Here is a 24,529-nt window from a genome sequence, read left to right as displayed (position 1 = left end):
GGGCTTGACCCGGCCATGACGACGAGGGCTGTGGATGGTACCGCGATAATTGAACCGGACAGCCGTGGATCAAGTCCGGGGGTGACGGCAGAGGGTATGAACCAGATTAAAGGCTCGATGGCCTAAAGCGGGCAGAAGTGGGCTGGAACCGGACAGCGATGGACCAAGTCCGAAGGTGACGAGCGGGAAATCCGCTCCTGCCAGCCGATCAGTATTCGATCTTGCCGGCCAGGATGGCGGCCTGGGTGCGGTTCTCCACCCCCAAGGCCCGCAGGATGGCGGTGACGTGCAGCTTGACGGTGATCTCCGCCAGATTGAGGTCGCGCGCGATTTCCTTGTTGCTCTTGCCCTGGCTGACCATCGCCAGCACGTCGCGCTGACGCGGCGTCAGCCCGGCCTTGGCCCGGCCCGGTTGAGCGCCCGGCGACGCAGCGGCCAGACTGGCCGCATCGATGCCGGGGCTGAGATAGGTTTCGCCCGACAGCACCGAACGAATGCCCTCGACCATCGACTTGCTGGACGACGCCTTGGCGATATAGCCCTGAGCACCGGAATCGAACGCCCGGCGGACATCGCGCGGGTCCGACGACCCCGACACCACCACCAGATGCAAATTCGGGGCGGCGCGGCGCAGCCCGTCAATCCCGTTGGCGCCCTCGCTTCCCGGCATGTTCAGATCGACCAGCCCGACATCGATGGACGGGTCCAGCTTGACGGCGGCGATGGCTTGAGTGAAATCGGCCGCCTCGATGATCTCGAGCGGATCATCGACCAGGTTTTCCAGCACCAGCCGGACTCCGTCGCGAAACAGCGCGTGATCGTCTGCGAGTAGTACCTTCATGCCTTGACAGCCCCCGAATTCGAGACGCTTAACCGCGCCCCCCAACTTTCTTCATGAATTTAAAGCACAGCCAGCCACATCTGGCAACGCAACTTTCGAACGCCATTGAACAGACGAAGACGAAGCCATGTCGCCATCTATACCATGGTATCTACGGCATCCTCATACGAAGGGGTAGAATCAAATGATTTTCTCCCCAATGGACTACGGCGTCTGAACGAGCTCCAAACCTGATCGAGCTGCTATTGCTGTTCGGAAATGGCTGGAAGCAAAACTTTACAACATTTACTCAGTGATGCCGCGGTCCATTTTCATGCCGCAGAAATCAAGCACCCACTGGCATATGGCGTCTACTGCGTCGCGCCGAAAGACCGGACCGGAAAAATGGTCAAGAGACTGGTCGCAGGCGACGGCAAGGATCGATGCATCGCCGGCCGCCAGCAACGGCTTGCCGAGACCGGGGTCCCACACTTCGAGCTTGGGGTGGTTCGAGAACTTGAAGCCTTCCACCAGCAGCAGGTCTATTCCGGCGAAGGCCCCCACCAGTTCGGCCAGCGACGGTTCGGGGTGGCCATGATGCTCGGTGACCAGGGCGAAGCGTTCCGGCCCGGCCGCCAGGGACTGGGCCGCGCCGGCCGCCAACAGCGCCGCCTGTTCGGAATTACCCAGGCGGATGTCGTGGTGCGAATGTTTGAGCGTGCCGACCCGCACACCGCGAGCCGTCAGCAGCGGGATCAACCGGGTGACCAGGGTGGTCTTGCCGCAGCCGCTCCAGCCGGCGATGCCGAAGATCTTCATGGCCGAAAGCCTAAGCCCGCCTCACGCCGCGCGCAACCCCGCCCCGCACGCGCGGCTGTTGACCCAAGCCGCCCAGGTGGCGCATGAACAGGCATGACCATTCCGCCCTATGTCCCCGTCCTGCTGGCGATGACCGCCGCCCAATCGCTGGTGTCGCTGGCCATGTTGTCGCCGGCGGCGATGGCGCCGGAAATCGCCCGCGACCTTGGCCTGGCCGCATCACGCATCGGCTGGTGGGTCAGCCTGGCCTATGGCTGTGCCATGCTGACCTCGCTGATGGGCGGCGATGCGGTGCGCCGCCTGGGCGCGGCGCGGGCCACCCAGGTTGCTCTTTCCCTGGTGGCGGGCGGCGCGGTGTGCACCGCCCTGGGCCATATCGCCCTGGTGCTGGCCGGGGCCGGCCTGATCGGGCTGGGTTACGGCATGACCAACCCGGCCGCCTCGCATCTGTTGGCGCGGACCACCGATCCGGCCCATCGCAATCTGGTGTTTTCCATCAAGCAGACCGGGGTGCCGCTGGGCGGCACCCTGGCCGGGTTGATCGCACCGCCGGTGGCCCTGGCCTTCGGCTGGCCGGCGACGATGATCCTGATCGGCCTGTTATGCGCGGGCCTGGTCGCCCTGCTGGGGCTGGGCCGCACCGCCTGGGACGGCGACCGCGACCCCAAGGCGGGCCTGACCTCTCGCCCGCTCGACGGGCTGGGGCTGATCTGGCGCACGCCCCGGCTGCGCTTGCTGTCCTTGACCGGCTTTGCCTATGCCGCCGTGCAATTGTCGGTCTCGACCTTCATGGTCACCATGCTGGTGACCGACCTGCATTGGAGCCTGGTTCAGGCCGGCATGCTGCTGTCGGCGCTGCAGGTGGCCGGCGTTGTCGGCCGCATCAGCCTGGGCACCCTGGCCGACCGGGTGTTCGGCGGCATCCCCACCCTGATCGGGCTGGGTGCGGCCACGGCCGTCTTGGCCATCATCACCGGCTTCGCCTCGCCCGATTGGCCGACCGCCCTGGTCTATGGCCTGCTGGTGCCGTTCGGCGCCGCCGCGTTGGGCTGGAACGGCATTTACCTGGCCGAGCTGGCCCATTCGGCCCCGCCGTCGCAAATCCCGCGCGTCACCGGGGCGTCCTTGTTCTTCACCTATGGCGGCGTGCTGTTCGGCCCGCCGGTCTTCGCCGCGCTGCATGGGTGGCTGGGCAGCTATCTTCTGACCTACGCGGTGTCGGCGGTGCCGGCCCTGATCGGCACCGGCCTGCTGCTGGCGATGCGGCGATGACCGACATCACCATCCGCCCCGCCACCATCGAGGATGCCGGCACCATCGTCGCCTTGATCCACCGGCTGGCGAAGTTCGAACAGGCCGCCACGGCGCCGGCCCTGACCGAGGAAGCAGTCCGCCGCGACGGCTTCGGCGAGCGGCCCCGTTTCACCGTGCTGCTGGCGGAAGCGGACGGGCGGAATTGCGGCGGCGCGGTGCTGCTGGAGTCCTATTCCAGCTGGGCCGGGCAGCCGACCCTGATCGTCCACGACCTGTTCGTCGATCCCGACATGCGCGGCCGCTCGGTCGGGCGCAAGCTGCTGGCCGAGGCGGCCAGACTGGCCATGGCGCGCGGCTGCTGCCGGATGGATGTCAATGTGCTGACATGGAACCGGACGGCGCAGGATTTCTATGGCGCGCTGGGGTTCGGCCCGCTGGATGACTGGCAGCCGTGGAGGCTGGATGGCCCGGGACTGGCCCGGTTGGCCGAAATCACCGACCGAGGTCGAGGGCGTTGAACATCGGTTGGGCGGCCTTGTCGCGGCTGCCCAGGGGCTCAAGCTTGAAGCGCGCTTCGATGGTCTTCAGCACCGACGTCGTGTCGTACTGGGTATGATCGACAAAGCCCTTCTTGGCAAAGGGCGAGATCACCAGCGCCGGAATGCGCGAGCCCGGCCCCCAGCGGTCGCCCTTGGGCGGGGCGACATGGTCGTATAATCCGCCGAACTCGTCATAGGTGATGATGATGACCGATTTGTCCCAGTAGGGACTGGCCTGGATGCGTTCCACCAACTCGGCCGCATAACGGTCGGCGTCGGCCAGATTGGCATAGCCGGGATGCTGATTGTCCCGGCCGCGCGGCTTGACGAACAATACTTGCGGCAAGGCCTTGTTGGCGATATCGGCGCCAAGACGGGAATCGTCGCGGATATGCTGGTCCCGCGCCGCATGGCCCCGCTGATAGGGGGCGAAATAGGCATAGGGCTGATGGTGATACTGGAAATCGCTTTGCGCCTGGCCCCGCTCGGCATCGTCCCATCCCCCGGAATACCAGGCCCAGGAAATGCCCTTCTCGCTCAATCGGTCGCCGATGGTCGGCGCATTCTGAACCGGCAGCAAGGTGGCCGGATCGGCTCCCGGCGCAAAGGGGCCGCCGACCGGCTGGATGGTGTTCACCGCGAAACCGTCCGAGGTGACGTTTCCCCGCCGCGTGACGTTTCCCTTGTCGTCCAGGTGGATCCGGTTGGAGTCCGGGGCATCGGGGAAGACCGGCGTGCAGGCGCAGGCCAGCCACATATGGTTCAGGAACGAGCCGCCAAAGGCGGCCTGGAAGAAATTGTCGGCCAGGGTGTATTGCGACGCCAGACGCCACAGGCGCGTGTCTCGCGTGTCGTGATAGGCCATGGACAAGGCCTTGGCGTCGGACAACGAGGCGAACAGGTCGTTGCCTCCCCCGTTGATCTGGCGCTGGTGGGTATAGAATTCGTGGACCAGATCGGGAAACTTGTCGCCGTGCGAGATGTATTGGTCAATCAGCCACGGCTTGTTGGGCAGACCGGCGGGGAAGCGAAGGTCAGGGGCCTTCTTCCGGGGATCGACCACCCGGGGCAATTCGTCCAGTTCCTTGCCGGTAACCGCGTCTCGCTGGGCCGGAGCCCGCCAAGCATCGCCCAACCCGGCAGCGCCCGGAAACAGGCCGTACATATTGTCGAAGCTGCGATTTTCCAGATAGATGACGACGATGTGCTCGATCCGGTCCAGGCCGGCCGGAATCGGCCGAACCTCTTTGGCCAGCGCCGGCATAGCCCAGCATGCCAGCGCGATTGCCAATGTGATGACGGACTTCATCGAACGCCTCCCCTGCCTGCCGACGCCGATCCTATCAGAAAATCCGTTCCGTAAGAAAATAGGGCCGCGCCATGGAAGGCGCGGCCCAAGGTTCCCGGGCTAAAGCCCCCTGTGACTACTTCGCCCGGGCAAGAACTGGTTGAGGCGGAATCAGGTGCTGGTGCAAGGCCGCATCCTTCTCGGCGTCCAGACCGAACGCCACCGCCATCAACTGGGAATAAAACATCACCGGGAAATTGAAATCGGTGCCGAACTTCTCGTTGATCATCGGCTGATACATTTCCAGGTTGGTCTGGCACAGCGGACAAGGGGTGACCACCACCTCGGCGCCGGTTTCCTTCACCTCGTCCAGAATGTCCTTCATCAGGTGCAGGGTCTTGTCGGGGCTCATGACGCTGACCGAGCCGCCGCAGCACTTGGTCTTGCCCTTGAACGGCACCGCGTCGGCGCCGCAGGCGCTGATGAAGTCGTCCAGGAACTTGGGATCGTCATAGGCATCGTAATTGCCGCCGCGTTCGGTCTTGGCGAACGGGCGCACGGTCTGGCAACCGACCCAGCCGGCCACCTTCAGCCCCGACAGCGGCTTGGTGACCTGGGCCTTGACGGCGTCCATGCCGATATCGTTGACCAGCACCTCGCACGAGTGACGCACATGCAGGCTGCCGTCATAGGACTTGCCGCCGGCGGCCAGCACCTCGTTGACCTCGGCCTTCAGGGCCTCGTCGCCGCGGATCTTCTCGTTGTGGTAATGGCTGTTCAGGTAACAGGCGGCGCACGGCGTGACGAAGTCTTCCGGCCCTTGCGCCTGGGCGGCGGCCAGATTGCGGCCGTTCAGGGCATACATGCCCAGATGGCCGCCATCGACATGGCCGACCGAGGCGCCGCAGCAATTCCAGTCCTCGACCTCGCGAAGCGTGACGCCCAGCTTGCCCATGACGGCGCGCAGCGAGGTGTCGAGATGAACGGCCGACGCCTGCGACGAGCAGCCGGGATAGTACGACATGGTCTTGGTGGTCATCGCATCATCCTCACTTCGCGCCATGCTTCTTGGCTTCCATCTCGGCCGCCTTGGCCAGGATGGCGTGCAACTCGCCGGTGTTCTTGACCTTGTGCGGCATGCCCAGATGCATGCGCTTGGTCTTGACCATCCCTAAGGCGATCTTCTGGTTGGCCATGCCGCGCTTGATGCCCTCGCCCAGGCCGAAGCTGAAATAATACTTGGCGGTGACCAGGCGTTCGTCGGTGCGGCCATACTTGGCGGCCGACCACCAGAAGGCCTTGGCGAAGCGGGCATTGTCGCTTTCACGGGCCTGGGCATAGCCTTCACGCACCGCCACATGGGCCAGGTCGTGCAGGATATAGGTCACCGGCACCTGACGCGGGCAGCGCACCACGCAATTGTAGCAAGACACGCAGTTCCACAAGGTGTTCGAACTGAGCACCGCGTCCTTCATGCCGGCGCGGATCATCATGAACAGCTTGCGCGGACCATGGTCCATCTGGGTGCCGATCGGGCACGAGCCCGAGCAGGTGCCGCACTGCATGCACAAGGCCATGCGGTCGCCACCATCGACGTTTTCATAGACCCAGCGGGCGAAGTTCAGGTCATAGGCCTTGGAAGGCGTGGGAGACATGGCGTTCATGGCCTTAGAACCCCTTGAACGGATTGAAGCCGACTTTCATGATGGTCTCGACGAAGCCGTCGATCACCTTGGGCAACCGGTCGGAATCGGCGATCGAGGCTTCCGCCTGCACCACCCGCTCGGGTTCCAGCATCATCGACTTCAGGGTCTCGCCCACCTTCGACAGACGTTCGGCGGCCATGGCCGAGCCCTTGACGAAGTGGCACTGGTAATCATCGCCGGGCTTGCAGCCCATCAGCATGACGCCGTCGTAACCCGCCGACAAAGCATCCGAGATGTTCAGCAGGCTGACCGAGCCCAGGCAACGCACCGGCACGACGCGAACATGCGACGACCAGGAATTGCGCTTGATGCCGGCCTGGTCCAGCGCCGGAACGGCGTCGTTCTCGCAGGCCATGATCAGGATGCGCGGCTTGCCCGAGAACTCGTCGGGGACCTTCACCGCCTTGATCATCGAGGACAGCATCTCGACCGAGTAATTGTCGAAGCTGATGGTGCGCACCGGGCAGGCCCCCATGCAGGTACCGCAGCGGCGGCAGCGCGTGGGGTTGACGTTGGGATATTCCTTCTCGTCCTCGTCGATGGCGCCGAACGGGCATTCCACCGTGCAACGACGGCACTTGGTGCAGGCGTTCAGGTTGATCTTGGGGAACGACAGGTCGCCGACGCGCGGATGAAGGGCGGCACCGGCGGCGGCCGAGCGCACCGCCTGCACCGCCTTCAGCACCGCACCGGCGGCATCCTCGGCGGCTTCGGCCCAATCCATCGGACGCCGCACCGGACCGGCGGTGTAGATGCCGGTCCGCCGGGTCTCGTAGGGGAAGCAGATATAGTGCGAATCGGCGAAACCGTCATGCAGCACCGGCAGATGCGGGCCCTGGCGGTATTGCAGGTTCAACAGCGGACCGCCTTCCGGCACCGCCTGCGCGCGCTTTTCATGGGCAGCCGGGGCCTCGCCACAATAGCCGGCCACCGCGATCGGAGCCTCGGGATCGACGTCGCCGTTCAGCTGCTCGGCGCCGTATTCGACCATCGCCTGATCGGGATTGGTCGAGTTGGGCACCATGCCGGTGGCCAGGACCACCATGTCCAGGCCGGCCAGCGGCACGTCTTGTTGCACCAGCTCGTCGGCCACGGTGACGGTCAGGTCGGCGCCGACACCCTTGACCTTGCCCTTGATGAAGATGACGCCCTTGCTTTGGGCCTGGCGATACAGCTCTTCCGCCACGCCCGGGGTGCGCATTTCCTCGTAGATGACGAAGATATTGGCGCTGGGATCGGACTCCAGCACTTCCAGCGCCTGCTTCAGCGAGGTCTGGCAGCAGATCGACGAGCAATAGGGCAGATGGTCGGCATCGCGCGAGCCGGCGCACTGGACGAAGGCGATGGACTTGGGCGCCTTGCCGTCCGACTTGCGGGCAAGCTGACCGGCGGCCAGCATCTTTTCCATGTCGGTGTTGGTCACCACGTCGGGGCTGGCGCCGTAACCCAGATGGCCCAGCTTGGTGGCGTCATAGGGACGCCAACCGGTGGCGACGATGATGGCGCCGACATCCTCGATGGTGCCGTCGGCGAAGGTCACCGCGAACTTGCCGGGCATACCCGCCGTGCGGGTGACCAGGGCGTTCAGGCGCACCTTGATCTTGGGGTTGGCCGCCACCGCATCCAGCAACACCTGGATGTCGTTGGCTTCGGGCTTGTCGTAAGGCGGCGTGTGCGGCAGGCGCTTGGAGGCCGTGCGGGCATGGCCGCCCAACTGGTCGGCGCGTTCCACCAGCAGCACGTCGTGGCCCAATCCAGCGGCCTGCAGCGCGGCATTCAGGCCGGTGACGCCGCCACCCAGCACCATGATGACTTGCGAGAAATCGCCATCGATCCACGGTTCCGGGGCCTTGATCTTGCTGGCCTGGGTCAGGGCCATGCGGACATGATCCTCGGCCAGGGCCTGGGTGTCCTCGTCGCCGGCCGGGTGCGACCAGATGACCTTTTCGCGCAGATCGGCGCGAACCACCTGGATCGGCTCGAAGCCGAAGCGGTCGGTCATGACGCGGGCCGAACAGGCGGCGACCACTACCTGGTTGGTGCCGGCCTCGATGTCGGCCTTGATCATCCCCACCCCTTCGTCGCCGCACAGGCAGGAATGGGTCTTGGATTCTTGCTTGAACTCGCTTTTGGCGACCGTTTCCAGGGCGCCGACATTGACAGCCTCACCGATGCCGCAGCCGCTGCACAGGTAGACGCCGGTTTTCCTCTCGCTCATTTTTCTTCTCCCTGGCGTCAGGCGGTCACGGCGCGGATGGCGCGGCAGGCGGCGGCGGTGGCCGACTGCACCGACATCGACACGTCCAGCGGCCCCGAGGCCACGCCGGCGGCAATCGAGTCACCCTCGGCGAACACGAAGCCGTAATCGTCGAAATCGGCGGCGAAGCTGGGCTGGCCCTCGGCCGCCAGCGAGGCCTGCATGCCGGTGGCCAGCACCACCAGATCATAGGCCTCGGCATAGACCTCGCGGGTCAGGGTGTTCTCGCCGCACACCACCGGACCGCCGGCTTCCGACTTCTCGATGCGGGCGGGCTTCGACTTGACGAAATTGACCTGGGGGTCGCGCTTCAGGCGGTTCAAGAAGCTTTCCAGCTTATCGTGGGCGCGCAGGTCGATGTAATAGACGTCGACGGTGGCGTCGGCCAGCTGCTCGCGGACGTAAGCCGCGTGCTTCATGGAAGCCAGGCAGCAAATGCGCGAGCAATAGGCCAGATGGTTCAGATCGCGCGAGCCGGCGCACTGGATCAGGGCCACCCGCTTGGGTGCCTCGCCATTGCTGGGCCGGACGATCTTGCCCTTGGTCGGGCCATCGACACTGGCCAGACGCTCCATCTCGACATTGGTGATGACGTCGGCGATGTCGGTCCAGCGATAGGCGGTCAGATTGGCGGCCGGATAGGGGCGCCAGCCGGTCGCCCACACTACCGCGCCGACTTCCAGGTCGAAGCTTTCGTCCTTCTGCTCCAGATCGACGGCGCCGACCGGACAGGCGGCCTTGATGGCCTCGCCCTCAGGCGTGCCGACCACGGACGGATCGACCACATAGCGCATCGGAAAGGCCATCACATGCGGCAGATAGGCCGACTTGACGCTGTCCATGCCGTAATTGAAGGCATTCGAGACATCCGAGGTCGCCACCTTGGCGCAATCGCCGCAGGCGGTGCAGTTGGCCTTGACGTGGCGCGGGCTGGTCTTGACGGTGACGGTGTAGCCGCCCGGCCCGCCCTTGACCGCCGACACTTCCGAGAAGGTGAAGACGCTGATGCGCTTGGACTTCTTGATGCGCTGGAAGTTGATTTCCAGACCGCAGGTGGGATGGCACAGCTTGGGGAAATAGCGGTTCATCTGGGCGACCCGGCCGCCCAGGCTGGGGCTTTTCTCGATCAGAACCACGTCATGTCCGGCTTCGGCCGCCTCGACGGCGGCGGTGATGCCGGCGATTCCGCCACCGACCACCATGATGGTGCGGCTGCGGCTCGTCGTCTCGCTCATGCTTCCCTCTCCACTTCGCGGTTTTTTGCGCGCAACGCTTTGATCGTTGGGCCGGCCCGGCGAAACCGGACCGGCCACCCCTTTGTCTTACTTACCCAACGAGGCGTAATAATCGCGCAGGATCGCCACCACTTCCGGGCGGCTGAATTCCGGCGGGATATGCTCACCCTTCGACAGCATCTCGCGCTGCTTGGTGCCCGAAATGTTGACCTGATCCTCCTTGCCGTGCGGGCAGGTCTTGGCGGTCGCCATGCCGTAGCACTTCTTGCAGAAGAAGGTGATGTCGATCTTCAACGCCTGGGTCTCCAGCGCGCCGGGCCACAGGGTGTCGAAGATGTGCTGGGCGTCGAACGGGCCGTAATAATCGCCGACGCCGGCATGGTCGCGGCCGACGATCAGGTGCGAGCAGCCGAAATTCTGACGGATCAGCGCATGGATCAGCGCCTCGCGCGGGCCGCCATAGCGCATCTCGATCGGATAGCCGGCCTGGATCACCGTGCCGGGCACGAAGTAATTGTCGATCATCGCGCCGATGGCCTTGGTGCGGGTCTCGGCCGGAATGTCGCCGTCCTTCAGCTTGCCCAGGACCTGATGGATGAACACGCCGTCGGTGACCTCGACGGCGATCTTGGCCAGATGCTCATGGCTGCGGTGCATCGGGTTGCGGGTCTGGAAGGCGGCCACCTTCGACCAGCCCTTTTCGGCGAACACCGCGCGGCTTTCGGCCGGGCGCAGATACAGGCCCTTGTACTTCTCGGGATACTCGCCTTCCGACAGGCACGACACCCGGCCGGCCAGGTTGACCTGACCTTGCGCCATCACCTTCTGCACGCCGGGATGGGCGGGATCGGTGGTGCGATAGACGTGCTGGCACTCGAACGCCTTGTCGATCTCGTACTTCTCCGAGACCTGCATCACCGCCATGATCTCGCCGGTTTCGGCATCGACCAGCGCGACCTCTTCGTCGGCCTGGATGGAATCGGCCAGCTCCTTGGTCGCCGACAGGGTGATCGGGATCGGCCAGAACAGGCCGTCGGTCATCTTCATGCCCGAGCACACGCCTTCCCAGTCGGCCTTGCCCATGAAGCCGTCGAGCGGCGTATAGGCGCCCATGGCCAGCATGATGACGTCACTGGTCTCGCGGCTGGTCATCGGCACCTTCTTCAAGGCACCGGCCCGCTTCAACTCGTCGCGACGTTCGATTTCGGGTACCAGCAACGGCTTCAACGAGCCGCCGCCATGCGGCTGCACCAGCTTGGACATGTTCCCTCTCTCCCTGTTCGTGCCATGCGGAGCATTTTTCGCTCTCGTTCGGCCGCTTGAAGTTCGCCTAAATTAGAACATCATTCCACAAGAATTTTCTTAACTTCGGGCAATTCGGTGTATTTCGCAGCACTTCCCCTGGCCAAATGGGCGGGGTACTTGGCGGCGTTGGCATCGATCTTGGCGGCAGCGGCACTCGGCAAATCGATGCCGGCGCGCTCGCACAACAGCAGCAGGTACAGGAAGACATCGGCACATTCCTCGGCCAGGCGGGCCTTGAGCGCCGGGTCGGCCAGCGCCTCGTCCAGCTGGCCGTCGGTCTTCCATTGCGCCAGCTCCAGCAGCTCGGCGGCTTCCAAGGCCAGCGACACCATCAGGTTCTTGGCGGTGTGGAACTGGGCCCAGTCGCGCTCGTCACGGAAGGCGATCAGGCGCTCGGTCAGCGCCCGGCAATCCGGCGAATCCACCGCCCCACCCGTCGGGGCAGGACTGCCGCATTGCAGCATTGTTTTCGATTCTTCCATGGAATCCGCCTGTTAACACTCGAAAATTATAATTGTTCCAAGTGCAACGTAAACATCTTGCGTGGATAGGTACGTCAGACATTGCAAATATGTCAAATACAGAATATGACTGGAAAACCGCATGGCCCGACCCGCGCCCCATCCCCATCGCCCCGGGGGTACACTCGCGGAGAACAAGAGGCCAAGGCTCAGAGATCGGCGGCCGTCACCGGACGCGCCGCTTGGAGGGAGACCCGCCGAAAGGCAACACGGGAGGTTTTGATGCCCACTTTTGTGCATACCGATAAGTGCGACGGCTGTAAGGGCGGTTCGGTCACCGCCTGCATGTACATCTGCCCGAACGACCTGATGAAGCTGGATACCAGCCGCATGAAGGCGTTCAACCAGGAACCCGACCAGTGCTGGGAATGCCAGTGCTGCGTGAAGGCTTGCCCGCAGCAGGCCATCGAAGTCCGCGCCTACCAGGATTTCGTGCCGATGGGCGGCGCCGTCATCCCGATGCGCACCGACTCGGCGATCATGTGGACCATCAAGTTCCGCGACGGCGAAGTGAAGCGCTTCAAGTTCCCCGTGCGCACGACCCCGGTGGGTTCGATCGACCCCTATGGTGGAAAGCCGGAAGCCAGCGACCTGGACAGCCCGCTGCTGTTCACCGAGGTCGGCAAGACGCTCACGACCATCTGACGCCAAGCGCACGTAGGGAAGGAAGTTTCCAATGACCGAATACACTTTCGGCAATCCTGAGATCATCGAGATCACCACCGACATCCTGATCATCGGTGGCGGCATGGCCGCTTGCGGCGCCGCCTACGAGGCTCGCCGCTGGGCCCCCGATGCCAAGATCACCCTGGTCGACAAGGCCGCCCTGGACCGCTCCGGCGCCGTGGCGATGGGTCTGTCGGCCATCAACACCTATCTGGGCCCGGATCGCGACCCCAAGGATTACTGCCGCATGGTGTCGGCGGATCTGATGGGCATCACCCGCGACGACCTGGTCTATGACGTCGGCCGTCACGTCGACGATTCGGTGCACCTGTTCGAAGAGTGGGGCCTGCCGATCTGGAAGGACAAGGGCTCGGAAGGCGTCGCCCTGAAGGACGGCGGCAAGCCGGTCCGTTCGGGCAAGTGGCAGATCATGATCAACGGCGAAGGCTACAAGACCATCGTCGCCGAAGCCGCCAAGAAGGCCCTGGGCATCGAGAACATCATCGAGCGCTGCTTCATCGTGAAGCTGCTCTTGGACGAGAACGAGCCCAACCGCATCGCCGGTGCCGTCGGCTTCTCGGTGCGCGAGCACAAGCTGTACGTCTTCAAGGCCAATGCGATCATGGACGTTTGCGGCGGCGCCGTGAACCTGTTCCGTCCGCGTTCGACCGGCGAAGGCAACGGCCGCACCTGGTACCCGGTGTGGAACGCCGGTTCGACCTATGCGATGGCCGCTGAAGTCGGCGCCGAGCTGACCATGATGGAAAACCGCTTCGTGCCGGCCCGCTTCAAGGACGGTTACGGCCCGGTCGGCGCCTGGTTCCTGCTGTTCAAGTCGCAGGCCCTGAACGCCTTCGGCGAGAATTACGTGGTCAAGAACGCCGCCCTGCTGGCCGAGTTCGCGCCCTACGACAAGGCCACCGTGGTTCCGACCTGCCTGCGTAACCACGCCATGCTGAAGGAAATGAAGGACGGCAACGGCCCGATCTTCATGGACACCCCCACCGCCATGAAGAAGCTGGCCGAGACCATGACCCCGGCCGAGATCAAGCATCTCGAAGCCGAGGCCTGGGAAGACTTCCTGGATATGTGCATCGGTCAGGCCGGCGTGTGGGCCGGCATGAACATCCGTCCCGAACAGAACATGTCGGAACTGATGCCGACCGAGCCCTATCTGCTGGGTTCGCATTCCGGCTGCTGCGGCATCTGGGTGTCGGGTCCGGAAGACATCAACTCGCCGGACGAGTGGAAGTGGGGCTACAACCGCATGACCACCGTCAAGGGTCTGTTCACCGCCGGCGACGGCGTGGGCGCCTCGGGTCACAAGTTCTCGTCGGGCTCGCATGCCGAAGGCCGCATCTGCGGCAAGTCGATGGTCAAGTTCGTCCGCGACAACAAGGGCTTCAGCCCGTCGTTGAAGGGTGACATCAAGGCCATCACCGAAGAGATCTACAAGCCGGTCCGCACCTATATCGAGCACAAGGACAAGACCACGGCCGAGGACGTCAACCCGCACTACATCCTTCCGCGTTACCTGCAGCAGCGCCTGCAGAAGCTGATGGACGAGTACGTGGCCGGCACCTCGACCTACTACACCACCAACAAGGTGATGCTGGAAACCGGTCTGCACCTTCTGACCATGCTGAAGGAAGACAGCCAGAAGATGCGCGCCAAGGACCTGCACGAGCTGATGCGCGCCTGGGAAAACTACCACCGCATCGTCGCGGCGGAAGCCCACCTGCGTCACATCATGTTCCGCGAAGAGACCCGTTATCCGGGCTTCTTCTACCGGGCCGACTTCCCGAAGCTGGACGAAGCCAACTGGAAGTGCTTCGTCAATTCGAAGATCGATCCGGCCACCGGCGAGTGGAGCCTGCGCAAGGTCGCCCACAAGGATCTGGTGGAAAAGCACTATGCGGGCCAGGGCCACTGAGGCCTGAAGCTCACCGTTGACGAGACGGGGGGGCGCCGGGCTTCCGGCGCCCCCTTTGTCTGAAGTGCATGGATGCCCGGATCAAGTCCGGGCATGACGAGAAACAAAACCGTTCCGTCATTGCCGGGCTTGACCCGGCAATCCAGACCATCCCCAATCAAAATCAAGAATCCGAACAGGGAAACGCCCCCCATGAGCAACCATCCCCGCACCTCCGAAGACGACGAACTCGACGAGATGGACATCGAGGCCAGCCGCCTGGCCGCCACCTCCCGCGACGAGCAGGTCGAGATGTATGCCGCCTTCCCGGTCCAGCCGGTCAAGCTGACCGCCGAGGACACCTTCAGCTTCAGCTGCCACAAGGGCGTGTCGTGCTGGAACCGCTGCTGCCAGGGCGCCGACATCACGCTGACCCCCAATTGCATCCTGCGCCTGTCCAAGCATCTGGGCCTTCGCCCGGCCGAGTTCCTGCTGACCTACACCCTGCCCGACATCCATCCCAAGGCCGACCTGCCGGTGGCCAAGCTGAAGATGGGCGACGACGGCCGGGGTGCTTGCGCCTTCTCGACGCCCGACGGCTGCTCGGTCTATGAACACCGCCCCGCCACCTGCCGCTATTACCCGCTGGGCATGGTGTCGATGAAGATGAAGGACATGGAGGGCAAGGAAGACTTCTTCTTCCTGGTCAAGGAAGACCATTGCCAGGGCCATTGCCAGCCGAAGACCCAGAATGTCGGCGAGTTCCGCACCGAACAGCAGGTCGAGGAATACGAGCGCATCAATCGCGGCTGGATCGACATCTTGATGAAGATGGCGTCGTGGAAGGTGATGGGCGGCCCGGGCGGCAAGGCGCCGACGGCCCAGCTCAAGAAGATGTTCTTCATGGCCACCACCGACGTCGACAGCTTCCGCCGCTTCGTTTTCGAAACCAAGTTCCTGGAATCCTACGAGGTCTCGCCGGAAGCGGTGGAACTGATCAAGGCCAGCGACGACGCGCTGTTGCAACTGGCTTTCGACTGGATGAAGAACGTCTTGTTCAACGAGCCGACCATCCTGCTGAAGGAACAGGTGCTGCAGCAAGCCATCGCCAAGGCCAGGACTGATCTGGGGGCGTCTTAAACGGGAGCGTCCGCGCCCTTGGCCGCGGCCTCAAATGCCGCGGGATCGACACGCCTTGGACTAGAGCCGCGAGCATAAAATCCGGATCAGCTTTTCTTGATCGTCATTGCCGGGCTTGACCCGGCAATCCATGGACCCCCGGATCAAGTCCGGGGGTGACGGCAGAAGGACTGAACCAGATTAACGGCTCGATGGTCTAAATGGACCAAATGGGGGTGGTTCCCGACGGAACCATCCCCATTTTCTTGTCATGACCCCGCCCCTGCCCCTTCTTCTCGGCGCCGCGCTGGTCGCGGTGCTGGTGGTCCTGGCCATCGGCATCCTGGGCTTCGCCAAGGGTGGGCCGTGGTACCTGCGTCACGCCAACCGGCTGATGAACCTGCGGGTGGCGGCGCAGGCGCTGGCGGTGATCTTGCTGGGATTGGCGATCTGGTTCAGCCGGCCCTGACGGTCCGCAGGAACGAATCGACCTCATGGCGCAGGCCGGCCGCCGGCCGGGCCAGATCGTCGGCCGCCCAGATCACCCGCACCGCCGAGCCGCAATAACGCACCGCCGACCGGGTCACCGTCACCACGCCGTCGGACACGATGCGCGATTCGGCCGCCACCTCCTCGACGCAGCGCTCGATCTTGCCGGTGACCACGGCCTGATGTTCGGCCGCCTGGGCGACCTCGCGGGCGATCTGGTCCATCCGCCGCACCGTGTCGCCGACATCGCCGATGGCCGCCACGGTGTCGCCGGTGGCCGCCTGGATGGCGCTGAGGCGGTCGGCGATCTCGCGGGTGGCGTCCGAAGTCTGCACCGCCAATTGCTTGACCTCGCCGGCCACCACCGCGAAGCTGCGCCCGGATTCGCCCGCCCGCTGGGCCTCGATGGCGGCGTTCAGGGCCAGCATGTTGGTGCGTTGGGCGATGTCGCCGATCAGCCCGACCACCCGGTCGATGTCGCTGGCCAGGCCGGCCAGGCCTTCCACCTGGCGGGTCGCGCGCCCCAGATCCTCGACCGCCTCGCGGGCGACGCCCGACGACGACGCGGCGCGCTGGCGGATCGCAGCCACGCTGGCCGCCAATTCCTCGGTGGCTCGCGCCACCGAGGCGACGCTGTGGCGCGAACGCTCGGCCGCCTCGGCCACCGCCAGCGAGCCCGTGCCCTGCCCGTCGCCGCCGCCCTGGGCCATGCGCTGGGCGATATCCTTGATGGTCACCGCCTGGGTCCCGACGCCGTCGGCCACCGACTTGACCGCCACTTCGAACTGGTCGGCCAACACATGCTGGCGGTCGCGGGCGGAGGCTTCGGCCTGGCGGCGCACCTCGTCTTGCTGCTCGCGCAAGGACACCATGGCGACGGCATTGTCCTTGAACACCGCCACCGCCTTGGCCATGTCGCCGATCTCGTCCTTGCGCTCGATGCCCGGCACCGCCACCCGATGATCGCCGCCGGCCAGGCGCTTCATCGCCCGTTCGATCTGCTTCAGCGGCCGGGTGACGCTTTGCGCCAGCACCAGCACCGCCAGCACGAACAAACCAACCGCCGCCACACCGATGATCGCCACCAGCCGGGTGGTGCCGGCGCGCTGGCCTTCCTGCTCGGTGATGGCCGCCGCCATGCCGTCGCGGGCGTTCAGGAACACCGATTGCAGGATCGGCTGCAAGGCCTGGAAGCGGCGCCGCAGCGCCTCGATCTCGGCGGCCTGGGCCAGGGCGATTTCGGCGAAGGCCTGCATGTCGGCGCTGTACTGGTTCATCAGCGTGCGCAACTCGTCCCGCGTCGAGGCCGGCAAGGCCGAGGCATCCAGCTCGAAATCGAACTGGGCGGCGTATTTGCGATGCTGGCCCAGATAGGCCTGGCCGCCGTACAGCATGAAGTTCTTCTCGGCCAGGCGCAGATGCAGCATGGTCGGCATCAAGGGGCCGGCATTGGGCCACATCCGCAATTCGTCCTCGACCGCCTTGACCGAATCGGCCAACTGCCCCTTCAGACCGCTGGAATCGGTCAGACCCAGGGTGCGGGTCAGCGTTTCGACCTTGGCGAAACCGACCGACAGCGCCGCGAAGCCCTGTTTCAGCTCGCCCACCGCCGGCGCCAAGCCATCGGTCGCGGTACGCTGGCTCATCAGCGCCAAAGCTTGCTCGATCAATTGGGAATCCTTGGCGAAGGCGGCGGCATGGTCGGGCTTCAGCTCGCGCAGGAAGGCTTCCTGGTGATTTTGCAAGGCGGCGGCGCGGGCGCGGACGTCGCCGGCCAGGTCATTGAGCTGGCGATAGCCGTCCTGGCGGACCAGAGCGGCATCGACATGGCGCTCGCCGGCCCAATAGGTGCCGCCCACCGCCGCCGCCACCAAGGCCGCCAGCACCGCCAGCAAGCCCAGCCGCGCCCCGATCGGCAGCCGGTCCAGTCCGCCCAGGCGGCCGGGCAGAGCGATCCCCAGACGGGGCCAGGACAGACGGGGCCAGGACAGGCGGGGAATTTGCGACAGGGCGGCGACGGCTTCACGCATGGATGACCTCGGGATTGGTCCTGGGGGGATGCACCGACCATAGCGACCGCCGATGTCGGTACCGTGACCGGGGGGTGACGGTTGGGTGAAACCTGTGCGTGGCGGTTTCATCAAATCTTCAAGATGGCGGGCCTATGATGTGCCTTGAAAGCGCCATGAAGGCGTCCGCTAAAGGCCATGAAGGAGGGCCACTCTGACGCCAGTTTCACCGGCTGTTGAGGAGAGTGCGATGTCCTACCCCCTGTTCGATTCCGGCTTCACCCTGTGGGCGGCCGATTTGGACGCCCGCCTGATGGAGCGCTTCGGCGCCACCGCGCGGTTGCTGGGGGTCAAAAGCCGCCTGCTGCTGGACGCCTATTACGGCGGCGATTCGATTTCGGCGACCCTGGCCCGCATCGGCGAAACCATCGAGGGTTCGCGGCGGGGTTAACGGATGATCCCGCCCTGGCGCCAGATCCTGGCCAAGGTGCCGTCGCGTTCAAGCTTGGCCAGCAATCCATCCAGCATCTTCACATCGATGGGTCCAAGGCGGCGCACCAGCGCCCGGTGGCGGTAGACCTGATCAAAGCGGTCCGACACCAGCAACTTTTCCCGTGCCTCGGGGACCTTGGACAGATAGGCCCACAAATAGGAATCGGTGACCACCGCCAGATCGGCGCGGTCGGCCAGCACCATGTCGATGCTGGATTTGTGGTTGGCCACCAGCTTCATGCCCCAGTCGCGGGCCAGACGCTCGGGATCGGCGTTGAAATCGGCGAATCCGTAATGATAGCCCAGAATGCCGACCAGCCGCTTGCCGGTCAGACTGGCGAAGAAATCCTGCCCGCGCCCCGGTCTGGCCTGGGCGACGAACACCTCGCCGCCTTGCAGGAATTCAGCGGTGAAATCGACCGGGGCCTGGCGCTGGGTCCATTCCCAATCCGGGCTTTCGAAGAACATGACATCGAAACGGGCATCCGCCAGATCGGCGTAACGTCGCCGGGCCGCCACCGGCACGAAGCGGAACTCATAGGCGGTTTGTGCCGCGTTCAGGGCGGCGATCACATCGTGGACCAGGCCCTTGCCGTCAGCCTCGACGAATGGGGGAAACTCGTAACCGCCAACCCTTAACAGTTGCGCCGCTGGCGCGCCGCCTGCCGCCATCATTCCCAGCAGCATCGCGACAATCGCCCAAACAGCCCGCATTTCCTGGCTTCCCTTGGTTGCACCTGTGCATATCAACACATGTTCGTCCGGCTTTCCACTCTCGGGTGTTGCCTGACCCCATACCAGTGCCGTACCTTTGGGGGAAGGTTCAAACTCCGGTCAAGGAGACGAGTCAGTGCCGCATCGAGGGCGGGGTCCGTTGCCCTGGCTCGCCATCGCCCTGGTCGCCAATGTCTCGGCCATCGGCGGTGCCGCAATCTACCTCAACAGCCGCGTCGTCGGGCACGAGGACCTGACCGCCCTGGCCTTGGTCTCGGTGGCCGGCGCGGTCTTGATGTTCGCGCTGGCGTGGAAGATCGTCGATTTCCAGGTGTTCCGCCTGATCCGCCGCATGGCCGCCGACGTGCGCGCCATCGCCCATGGCAGCACCCGCCAGGGCGTCGATCTCGACCGCTACGCCCTGATGCTGCCGCTGCCCGAGGCGATCAACCAGATGGCCATCAAGCTGGTGCAGACCCGCCAGGAGCTGGAAACCGGCCTGGGCGTCGCCACCGCCAAGGCCGAGGAAAATTCCGCCCGCCTGGCCGCCATCTTGAACGACCTGCATGAAGGGGTGCTGGTGTGCAACCAGCGCCATCAGGTGGTTCTTTACAACTCGGTGGCGATGGAGATGCTGTCGCAGGCTGGCCAACTGGGCCTGGGCCGCTCGCTGTTCGAGGCGATCGCCCGCGAGCCGGTGGTCCATATGCACGAGGTGCTGCTGCACCGGCCGGAACTGGGGGGCAAGGGCACGCCGTTCCTGGCCGGCTCGGTCGATGGCCACATGCTGCTGCAGGCCCGCATGACCCTGATCCGCTCGGCCGACGGCGATCCCGGCGGCTATGTCGTCACCCTGGTCGATGCCGGCCCCCAGGTCGCCGCCCTGGCCAGCCGCGACGTGCTGCTGCGCGAGATCACCGAGGGCCTGGAATCGCCGCTGATCCGCCTGCGCGTCGCCGCCAGCAACCCGACCATCGTCGAGCGCGAGGCGGCCAACATCGAGCGCGCCATCAAGAAGGTCACCGACGGCTATCAACGCGCCCTGTCGGGCTGGTGGCCGATGACCGACGTCCATTCCGCCGACTTCTTCGCCTTCGTCGCCAAGGGCGTCGAGAGCGAAGGCCTGAAGGTCACGGTGACCGGTTTGCCGGTGTGGCTGCATGCCGATTCCCACTCGCTGGCGCTGGCCGTCGACAGCCTGATCCGCCAGATGGCTGAACGTCTGGGCCTGGCCGAGATCGACCTGGCCGCCGGCGCCGATGACGATTCCGCCTGGATCGAGATCGGCTGGCCGGGTGCCACCGCCGCCAAGCCGGCGCTGGACGGCTGGCTGGCCAAGGGCCTGACCCAATTGGCCGGCATGACCGTCAAGGACGTCCTGGCCCACCATGCCGGCGACAGCATCGGCCAGGAACACCGCCAGGGCCGGTCGTGGCTGCGTCTGCCGATGCGCAAGGGCGTCGAGGTCCATTTCCAGCCCAAGGCGCAATTGCCGACCCGGCCGGAATTCTATGATTTGTCGCTGCTGGACGGGGTGCGCGACATCGGCGAGATGGGCCGGTTGCCGTTGAAGACATTGACCTTCATCGTCTTCGACACCGAAACCACCGGCCTGCAGCCCAGCCAGGGCGACCAGATCGTCCAGATCGGCGCCGTCCGCGTCGTCAACGGCCGCATCCTGTCGGGCGAAAGCTTCAACCGCATCGTCAATCCGGGCCGCCCGATTCCGCCGGAAAGCATCAAGTTCCACGGCATCACCGACGACATGGTGATCGACAAGCCGCCGCTTTCGGTGGTGCTGCCGCAATTCAAGGCCTTCGCCGCCGATTCGGTGCTGGTCGCCCACAATGCCGCCTTCGACCTGAAGTTCCTGCGCATGAACGAACGCCAGTTCGGGGTGCGGTTCGACAATCCGGTGCTGGACACCATGATGCTGTCCAACTATCTGGACGGCCCCGAGAACGGCCATTCGCTGGACGCCATCTGCGACCGCTTCGGCATCGAGATCACCGACCGCCACACCGCGCTGGGCGACGCCATCGTCACCGCCGCCGTGCTGCTGAAGCAGATCGACATGCTGGAAATGCGCGGCATCACCACCCTGGATCAGGTGGTGCGCGAGCTGGACCTGAAGATGGTGCTGCATCAACGCCAGCAGGCGTTATAGGCGCCCGGGGAAAAGTCCCTCGGCTTCGCCTCGGTGTACTTTCCCCCGATTTTGTTGGGCAAACCCGTGCTCAAGCAAGCTTTCCGCGCGGGTTTTGTCCGTTTTCCCGCCATGAGGCGAGCACGGCTCGCCTCATGGCGGCCACAATACGCGAAAAATAGGCGCAGGGCCGCCCCAAGCCTATTTTTCTCCTTACTAATCAACGGGAAAAAGTACACTGAGCGAAGCGAAGGACTTTTTCCCGAACACCTATTTCCACCCCGGATCGATGACGGCGCGGCTTTTGCGGTCTTCGGCCAGCTTGCGGACATGGGCCAGGTTGCGGGCGGCCACCTGGGCCGGGCCCTTGGCGCCATAGGCCTGAAACACCTCCAGCGCGCCGGCCAGCACCACTTCCGCCTCGGCCAGATGGGTGCCGCCGCCGCCATGGCGGTCCAGCAGGAACAAGGCCGATCCCAGGGTGTTGGCGGTCGAGGCCCAGGCCAGCGGCGTGCGCTCGCGGGTGCGGACCTCCAGGACGGTGTGGCAGGTATCGACCGCCCGCTTCAGCACGTCGGGATTCTTCATCTGGTCGCCATAGACCTCGAGCACCTGGGCGATGGTGTTCATGACATCGGACCAGCGCTGCGGCGCCTCGTGGCGGGTATGCACCTGCAAGGCGGCCTGCAGGACGTTCAGGGCTTCGCGCAACAGATCGCTGTCGCCGGTCAACAGGTCCAGGCGGTAAAGCGCCACCCCCATCCGGGTCTGCACCGCCGCCCATTCCTGCGGCATGGTGGCCCGGTTCAAGCTTTCCGAGGCGACGCGCCAATGCTTGACCGCCTCTTCCAGATGGGCGCGGGCGTCTTCCTTCGACTTTTCCGCCCAGGTGGTCAGCACCGCGGCCAGATGCTTGTTGATCAGGCCGGCTTCCCAACCGGGATCGGTGCGGGCCAGGCGCTTTTCGGCCGCACGATAGGCATCGACCGATTTCTTGAACCATTCGCCCGATTGCGAGGGCGGCACCACCTGGGCGCACGCAGCGCACAAATGGCCGAACACCAATTGCACGGTGCGCTGCTGGTTCATGGCCAGGGCCACCGGCGGCTTGGCGGCCAAAGGCTCCAGCACTGTGACGGCCGGCGGCAGCAAGCGGCGGATGGCGGCGCGCTGAACCTCGGTCGCCGGGTCGGCGGCGGCCAGGCAGGCGGCGTACAACAGATTCGATTGCGGCTCGCCCAGATTCATCGGCAGGTCGATGCGGGTGGTCGGGCCGAATGCCCCGGCCTTTTCCTCGTCGGGCAGGTTGGCGCCCACCAGCCGCAGGCGATAGCCTTCCTTCAACACCTCGCCCCACACCAGCAGGTCGGCGCCCTCGTCGGCCACCGCATGGCGGGCGTTGGTGACCAGGCCGGCGACCTGGACCGGATCGTCCAGGCTGTCCAATTGGAACGGCCGGGGCAGCGGCTTGACCTTCAGCGCCGGGCGGGCTTCCAGCATCTTGAACAAGGCCTGCGAGGCGGCGCCGTCGGCGCTGTCGCCCACCATCGCCGCCACCAGCACGGTATAGACCGGCGGCTCGACCGCCGGCTCGATGGGGTGAAGCGCCTGCGGCCCGTCGGCCGGCTTGGGTTGCAGCATCTTGGCCACCGCGCCCAGCAGGCGGGCCAGACCGCCCGGTTGGCCGTGGTCGTCCTTGGCCGGTTCAGGCGCCGACACCGGAACCCTGGCAGGCAGGTTCCGGGCCGTTCTGTCCAATGGGCGCTTGAAGCGGTCGCGGGGATCGTCGGATGTGCTCATCAACTCGTCAGGGCGCGCGGGCGTGACCGTCAGTGGTCATGCGGTTTACAAGGCCCGCGCCCCCAGATCAACCCCCGCCCTGCATCAGGCGCTCAGGGCAGCGACCGGGGACCGGCGCAGGCCATGCTTGGGGAAGGCTACCAGCATGCGCGTACCTTGGTCCATCTCGGACTCGATCCAGATGCGCCCGTCATGATGATCGACGATCTTCCTGCAGATGGCCAGGCCGATGCCGGTCCCCTCGACCTGGCGGCTTGCCGCCAGCCGCTGGAAGATGCGAAAGGCCCGCTCGTGGTCGCAGGTCGCGATACCGACGCCATTGTCTTGCACCCACACCACCCATTCCTGGCCATCGTCGCGCCAACCGACCGCCACCTCGGGGGCGCGCTCGGGGTGGCGGTATTTCAAGGCGTTGCCGATCAAATTCTGGAACAGCCGCATCAGTTCCATCCGGTTGCCGTCGACTTCCGGAAGATCGGCCGCGACATTCAACCGGCCGCCGCAATCGGCCAGGGTGACCGACAGATTGTGGCGCACGTCCTCGATCACCTCGGCCAACGCCACCGTGTCGCGCGACTGGTCGTGGCCGACGCGCGAATAGTCCAGCAGGTCCAGGATCAGCGCGTCCATGCGCTTGGCGCCATCGACGGCATAGCCGATGAATTCCCGTTCGTCGTCGCCCAACCGGTCGTCCAGGCGCTTCCTGATCAGCGCCAGATAGGACGAGACCATGCGCAAGGGCTGGCGCAGATCGTGGCTGGTGACATAGGCGAACTGCTCCAGTTCGGCATGGGACCGGCGCAAATCCTCTTCCAGGCGTTTGCGGTCGCTGATGTCGTGGAAGGCGACGACGGCGCCGATGGTGATGCCCTCGACCACCAGGGGCGAGCTGACATACTCCACCGCGATCGGCCGGCCCGAGGCGTTGCGGAAGGTTTCGTTGGAAACGCGGCGGGTCTCGCTGTCGACCAGGGTGCGTTGGATGGCGCACACATCGCCGTGGCAGGGCGAGCCGTCGCTTAACCGGTGCCCCAGTACGTCGCCGGCCGGCCGTCCCATCAACTCGGCCGATTGCGACCAACCCAGGATCTGCGCGGCGGCGCGGTTGGCGAACATCACCCGGGCCTCGTCGTCGATGCCGATCACCCCCTCGGCGGTGGTTTCCAGCATCATCCGCAAGCGGGCGGCATTGGCACGCAATTCGGCTTCAACGTGAAGACGTTCGACGTCTTGTTGACGGCGCCCGCCGCGACCCTTCCTACCCCGGTGAAGGCCGGCCCAAAAGGCCGACACCACAGTCCCGGCCGCGATCCACAGATCGACGGCGACGGTTTCCAAACCCATCCATGAACTCCTGCGGCCGCCCCAACAGCCAATCGCCTAACCTGGACAGGATAAACAATTTGGGACACTAAACTCCAGATATTGGACGTATGGG

21 protein-coding genes are annotated in these 24,529 nt (G+C 65.0%); 8 read left to right on the top strand and 13 right to left on the bottom strand.

The window, feature by feature from the left end:
* Positions 1 to 208 precede the first annotated feature (208 nt).
* Both MTBLM5_RS02250 and mobB read right to left on the bottom strand, forming a co-directional pair.
* Positions 209 to 841 (bottom strand): response regulator transcription factor, encoded by a 633-nt coding sequence (locus MTBLM5_RS02250; RefSeq protein WP_173974178.1) that lies wholly within the window; start codon positions 839 to 841, stop codon positions 209 to 211.
* Between the two features lie 285 nt (positions 842 to 1,126).
* Positions 1,127 to 1,639, bottom strand: a complete 513-nt coding sequence (gene mobB / locus MTBLM5_RS02245) for a molybdopterin-guanine dinucleotide biosynthesis protein B (RefSeq protein ID WP_173974177.1) — start codon at positions 1,637 to 1,639, stop codon at positions 1,127 to 1,129.
* A gap of 93 nt (positions 1,640 to 1,732) precedes the next feature.
* On the opposite strand from mobB, the gene MTBLM5_RS02240 reads away from it, so the two are divergent.
* Both MTBLM5_RS02240 and MTBLM5_RS02235 read left to right on the top strand, forming a co-directional pair.
* Positions 1,733 to 2,911 (top strand): MFS transporter, encoded by a 1,179-nt coding sequence (locus tag MTBLM5_RS02240; protein ID WP_173974176.1) that lies wholly within the window; start codon positions 1,733 to 1,735, stop codon positions 2,909 to 2,911.
* A complete protein-coding gene (locus tag MTBLM5_RS02235; RefSeq protein ID WP_173974175.1) occupies positions 2,908 to 3,411 on the top strand; it encodes a GNAT family N-acetyltransferase in 504 nt (167 codons plus the stop codon). The genes MTBLM5_RS02240 and MTBLM5_RS02235 overlap by 4 nt, the downstream gene beginning before the upstream one ends.
* Here the strand turns inward: MTBLM5_RS02235 and MTBLM5_RS02230 are convergent.
* The 7 genes from MTBLM5_RS02230 to MTBLM5_RS02200 all read right to left on the bottom strand — a co-directional run bounded on the left by MTBLM5_RS02230 (position 3,386) and on the right by MTBLM5_RS02200 (position 11,648).
* The gene (locus tag MTBLM5_RS02230; RefSeq protein WP_173974174.1) at positions 3,386 to 4,741 is read right to left on the bottom strand and encodes an alkaline phosphatase family protein; all 1,356 of its coding nucleotides are present in this window, start codon (positions 4,739 to 4,741) and stop codon (positions 3,386 to 3,388) included. The genes MTBLM5_RS02235 and MTBLM5_RS02230 overlap by 26 nt on opposite strands.
* Positions 4,742 to 4,856: 115 nt before the next feature.
* Complete coding sequence (locus MTBLM5_RS02225) at positions 4,857 to 5,759, bottom strand: CoB--CoM heterodisulfide reductase iron-sulfur subunit B family protein (RefSeq protein ID WP_173974173.1); 903 nt, start codon at positions 5,757 to 5,759, stop codon at positions 4,857 to 4,859.
* A gap of 10 nt (positions 5,760 to 5,769) precedes the next feature.
* Complete coding sequence (locus MTBLM5_RS02220; RefSeq protein ID WP_173974172.1) at positions 5,770 to 6,384, bottom strand: 4Fe-4S dicluster domain-containing protein; 615 nt, start codon at positions 6,382 to 6,384, stop codon at positions 5,770 to 5,772.
* A 4-nt stretch (positions 6,385 to 6,388) separates the two neighbouring features.
* Positions 6,389 to 8,644, bottom strand: coding sequence for an FAD-dependent oxidoreductase (locus MTBLM5_RS02215; RefSeq protein WP_173974171.1), 2,256 nt, complete (start codon positions 8,642 to 8,644; stop codon positions 6,389 to 6,391).
* A gap of 17 nt (positions 8,645 to 8,661) precedes the next feature.
* Positions 8,662 to 9,918 carry an FAD-dependent oxidoreductase gene (locus MTBLM5_RS02210; protein WP_173974170.1) on the bottom strand — a complete coding sequence of 419 codons (1,257 nt, stop codon included), beginning with the start codon at positions 9,916 to 9,918 and terminating at the stop codon, positions 8,662 to 8,664.
* 87 nt (positions 9,919 to 10,005) lie between these two features.
* Positions 10,006 to 11,181 (bottom strand): sulfate adenylyltransferase, encoded by a 1,176-nt coding sequence (gene sat / locus MTBLM5_RS02205; RefSeq protein WP_173974169.1) that lies wholly within the window; start codon positions 11,179 to 11,181, stop codon positions 10,006 to 10,008.
* Between the two features lie 80 nt (positions 11,182 to 11,261).
* A complete protein-coding gene (locus MTBLM5_RS02200; RefSeq protein WP_217424955.1) occupies positions 11,262 to 11,648 on the bottom strand; it encodes a MazG-like family protein in 387 nt (128 codons plus the stop codon).
* 318 nt (positions 11,649 to 11,966) lie between these two features.
* Between MTBLM5_RS02200 and aprB the strand changes: the two genes are divergently transcribed.
* From aprB to MTBLM5_RS02180, 4 genes are all read left to right on the top strand, one after another.
* Entirely contained in the window at positions 11,967 to 12,389 is a 423-nt protein-coding gene (gene aprB / locus MTBLM5_RS02195) for an adenylyl-sulfate reductase subunit beta (protein WP_173974168.1), read from the top strand.
* A 31-nt stretch (positions 12,390 to 12,420) separates the two neighbouring features.
* Positions 12,421 to 14,343, top strand: coding sequence for an adenylyl-sulfate reductase subunit alpha (gene aprA, locus MTBLM5_RS02190; RefSeq protein ID WP_173974167.1), 1,923 nt, complete (start codon positions 12,421 to 12,423; stop codon positions 14,341 to 14,343).
* 192 nt (positions 14,344 to 14,535) lie between these two features.
* The gene (locus MTBLM5_RS02185) at positions 14,536 to 15,462 is read left to right on the top strand and encodes a YkgJ family cysteine cluster protein (protein WP_173974166.1); all 927 of its coding nucleotides are present in this window, start codon (positions 14,536 to 14,538) and stop codon (positions 15,460 to 15,462) included.
* Positions 15,463 to 15,712: 250 nt separating this feature from the next.
* On the top strand, positions 15,713 to 15,910 hold the full coding sequence (locus MTBLM5_RS02180) for a twin transmembrane helix small protein (RefSeq protein WP_173974165.1): 198 nt from the start codon (positions 15,713 to 15,715) through the stop codon (positions 15,908 to 15,910).
* Here MTBLM5_RS02180 and MTBLM5_RS02175 read toward each other — a convergent pair.
* The gene (locus MTBLM5_RS02175) at positions 15,897 to 17,960 is read right to left on the bottom strand and encodes a methyl-accepting chemotaxis protein (protein WP_173974164.1); all 2,064 of its coding nucleotides are present in this window, start codon (positions 17,958 to 17,960) and stop codon (positions 15,897 to 15,899) included. The genes MTBLM5_RS02180 and MTBLM5_RS02175 overlap by 14 nt on opposite strands.
* Positions 17,961 to 18,189: 229 nt before the next feature.
* Between MTBLM5_RS02175 and MTBLM5_RS02170 the strand changes: the two genes are divergently transcribed.
* Positions 18,190 to 18,390 (top strand): hypothetical protein, encoded by a 201-nt coding sequence (locus tag MTBLM5_RS02170; protein WP_173974163.1) that lies wholly within the window; start codon positions 18,190 to 18,192, stop codon positions 18,388 to 18,390.
* Here MTBLM5_RS02170 and MTBLM5_RS02165 read toward each other — a convergent pair.
* The gene (locus tag MTBLM5_RS02165) at positions 18,387 to 19,145 is read right to left on the bottom strand and encodes an ABC transporter substrate-binding protein (protein WP_254430869.1); all 759 of its coding nucleotides are present in this window, start codon (positions 19,143 to 19,145) and stop codon (positions 18,387 to 18,389) included. The two genes, MTBLM5_RS02170 and MTBLM5_RS02165, sit on opposite strands and share 4 nt — an antisense overlap.
* 160 nt (positions 19,146 to 19,305) lie before the next feature.
* Here MTBLM5_RS02165 and MTBLM5_RS02160 point away from each other — a divergent pair, with 160 nt between their 5' ends.
* Complete coding sequence (locus MTBLM5_RS02160; protein WP_254430868.1) at positions 19,306 to 21,312, top strand: exonuclease domain-containing protein; 2,007 nt, start codon at positions 19,306 to 19,308, stop codon at positions 21,310 to 21,312.
* A gap of 249 nt (positions 21,313 to 21,561) precedes the next feature.
* On the opposite strand, the gene MTBLM5_RS02155 is transcribed toward MTBLM5_RS02160, so the two are convergent.
* Positions 21,562 to 23,091, bottom strand: coding sequence for a hypothetical protein (locus MTBLM5_RS02155; RefSeq protein WP_173974162.1), 1,530 nt, complete (start codon positions 23,089 to 23,091; stop codon positions 21,562 to 21,564).
* 84 nt (positions 23,092 to 23,175) lie between these two features.
* Complete coding sequence (locus MTBLM5_RS02150; protein WP_173974161.1) at positions 23,176 to 24,435, bottom strand: ATP-binding protein; 1,260 nt, start codon at positions 24,433 to 24,435, stop codon at positions 23,176 to 23,178.
* Positions 24,436 to 24,529 lie beyond the last annotated feature (94 nt).

This window comes from Magnetospirillum sp. LM-5 (genome assembly GCF_902729445.1).
Lineage (GTDB): Bacteria > Pseudomonadota > Alphaproteobacteria > Rhodospirillales > Magnetospirillaceae > Magnetospirillum.
This window is presented reverse-complemented; position numbering and strand designations above follow the sequence as displayed.

Excerpts from the sequence above, each read along its gene's own strand:
- MTBLM5_RS02165 (WP_254430869.1), bottom strand. The coding sequence starts at position 19,145 with ATGCGGGCTGTTTGGGCGATTGTCGCGATGCTGCTGGGAATGATGGCG.
- MTBLM5_RS02240 (WP_173974176.1), top strand. The coding sequence starts at position 1,733 with ATGACCATTCCGCCCTATGTCCCCGTCCTGCTGGCGATGACCGCCGCC.
- MTBLM5_RS02180 (WP_173974165.1), top strand. The coding sequence starts at position 15,713 with ATGACCCCGCCCCTGCCCCTTCTTCTCGGCGCCGCGCTGGTCGCGGTG.
- aprA (WP_173974167.1), top strand. The coding sequence starts at position 12,421 with ATGACCGAATACACTTTCGGCAATCCTGAGATCATCGAGATCACCACC.
- MTBLM5_RS02210 (WP_173974170.1), bottom strand. The coding sequence starts at position 9,918 with ATGAGCGAGACGACGAGCCGCAGCCGCACCATCATGGTGGTCGGTGGC.
- MTBLM5_RS02155 (WP_173974162.1), bottom strand. The coding sequence starts at position 23,091 with ATGAGCACATCCGACGATCCCCGCGACCGCTTCAAGCGCCCATTGGAC.
- MTBLM5_RS02220 (WP_173974172.1), bottom strand. The coding sequence starts at position 6,384 with ATGAACGCCATGTCTCCCACGCCTTCCAAGGCCTATGACCTGAACTTC.
- mobB (WP_173974177.1), bottom strand. The coding sequence starts at position 1,639 with ATGAAGATCTTCGGCATCGCCGGCTGGAGCGGCTGCGGCAAGACCACC.
- MTBLM5_RS02150 (WP_173974161.1), bottom strand. The coding sequence starts at position 24,435 with ATGGGTTTGGAAACCGTCGCCGTCGATCTGTGGATCGCGGCCGGGACT.
- MTBLM5_RS02225 (WP_173974173.1), bottom strand. The coding sequence starts at position 5,759 with ATGACCACCAAGACCATGTCGTACTATCCCGGCTGCTCGTCGCAGGCG.
- MTBLM5_RS02170 (WP_173974163.1), top strand. The coding sequence starts at position 18,190 with ATGTCCTACCCCCTGTTCGATTCCGGCTTCACCCTGTGGGCGGCCGAT.
- MTBLM5_RS02230 (WP_173974174.1), bottom strand. The coding sequence starts at position 4,741 with ATGAAGTCCGTCATCACATTGGCAATCGCGCTGGCATGCTGGGCTATG.
- MTBLM5_RS02175 (WP_173974164.1), bottom strand. The coding sequence starts at position 17,960 with ATGCGTGAAGCCGTCGCCGCCCTGTCGCAAATTCCCCGCCTGTCCTGG.
- MTBLM5_RS02185 (WP_173974166.1), top strand. The coding sequence starts at position 14,536 with ATGAGCAACCATCCCCGCACCTCCGAAGACGACGAACTCGACGAGATG.
- MTBLM5_RS02250 (WP_173974178.1), bottom strand. The coding sequence starts at position 841 with ATGAAGGTACTACTCGCAGACGATCACGCGCTGTTTCGCGACGGAGTC.
- aprB (WP_173974168.1), top strand. The coding sequence starts at position 11,967 with ATGCCCACTTTTGTGCATACCGATAAGTGCGACGGCTGTAAGGGCGGT.
- sat (WP_173974169.1), bottom strand. The coding sequence starts at position 11,181 with ATGTCCAAGCTGGTGCAGCCGCATGGCGGCGGCTCGTTGAAGCCGTTG.
- MTBLM5_RS02235 (WP_173974175.1), top strand. The coding sequence starts at position 2,908 with ATGACCGACATCACCATCCGCCCCGCCACCATCGAGGATGCCGGCACC.
- MTBLM5_RS02215 (WP_173974171.1), bottom strand. The coding sequence starts at position 8,644 with ATGAGCGAGAGGAAAACCGGCGTCTACCTGTGCAGCGGCTGCGGCATC.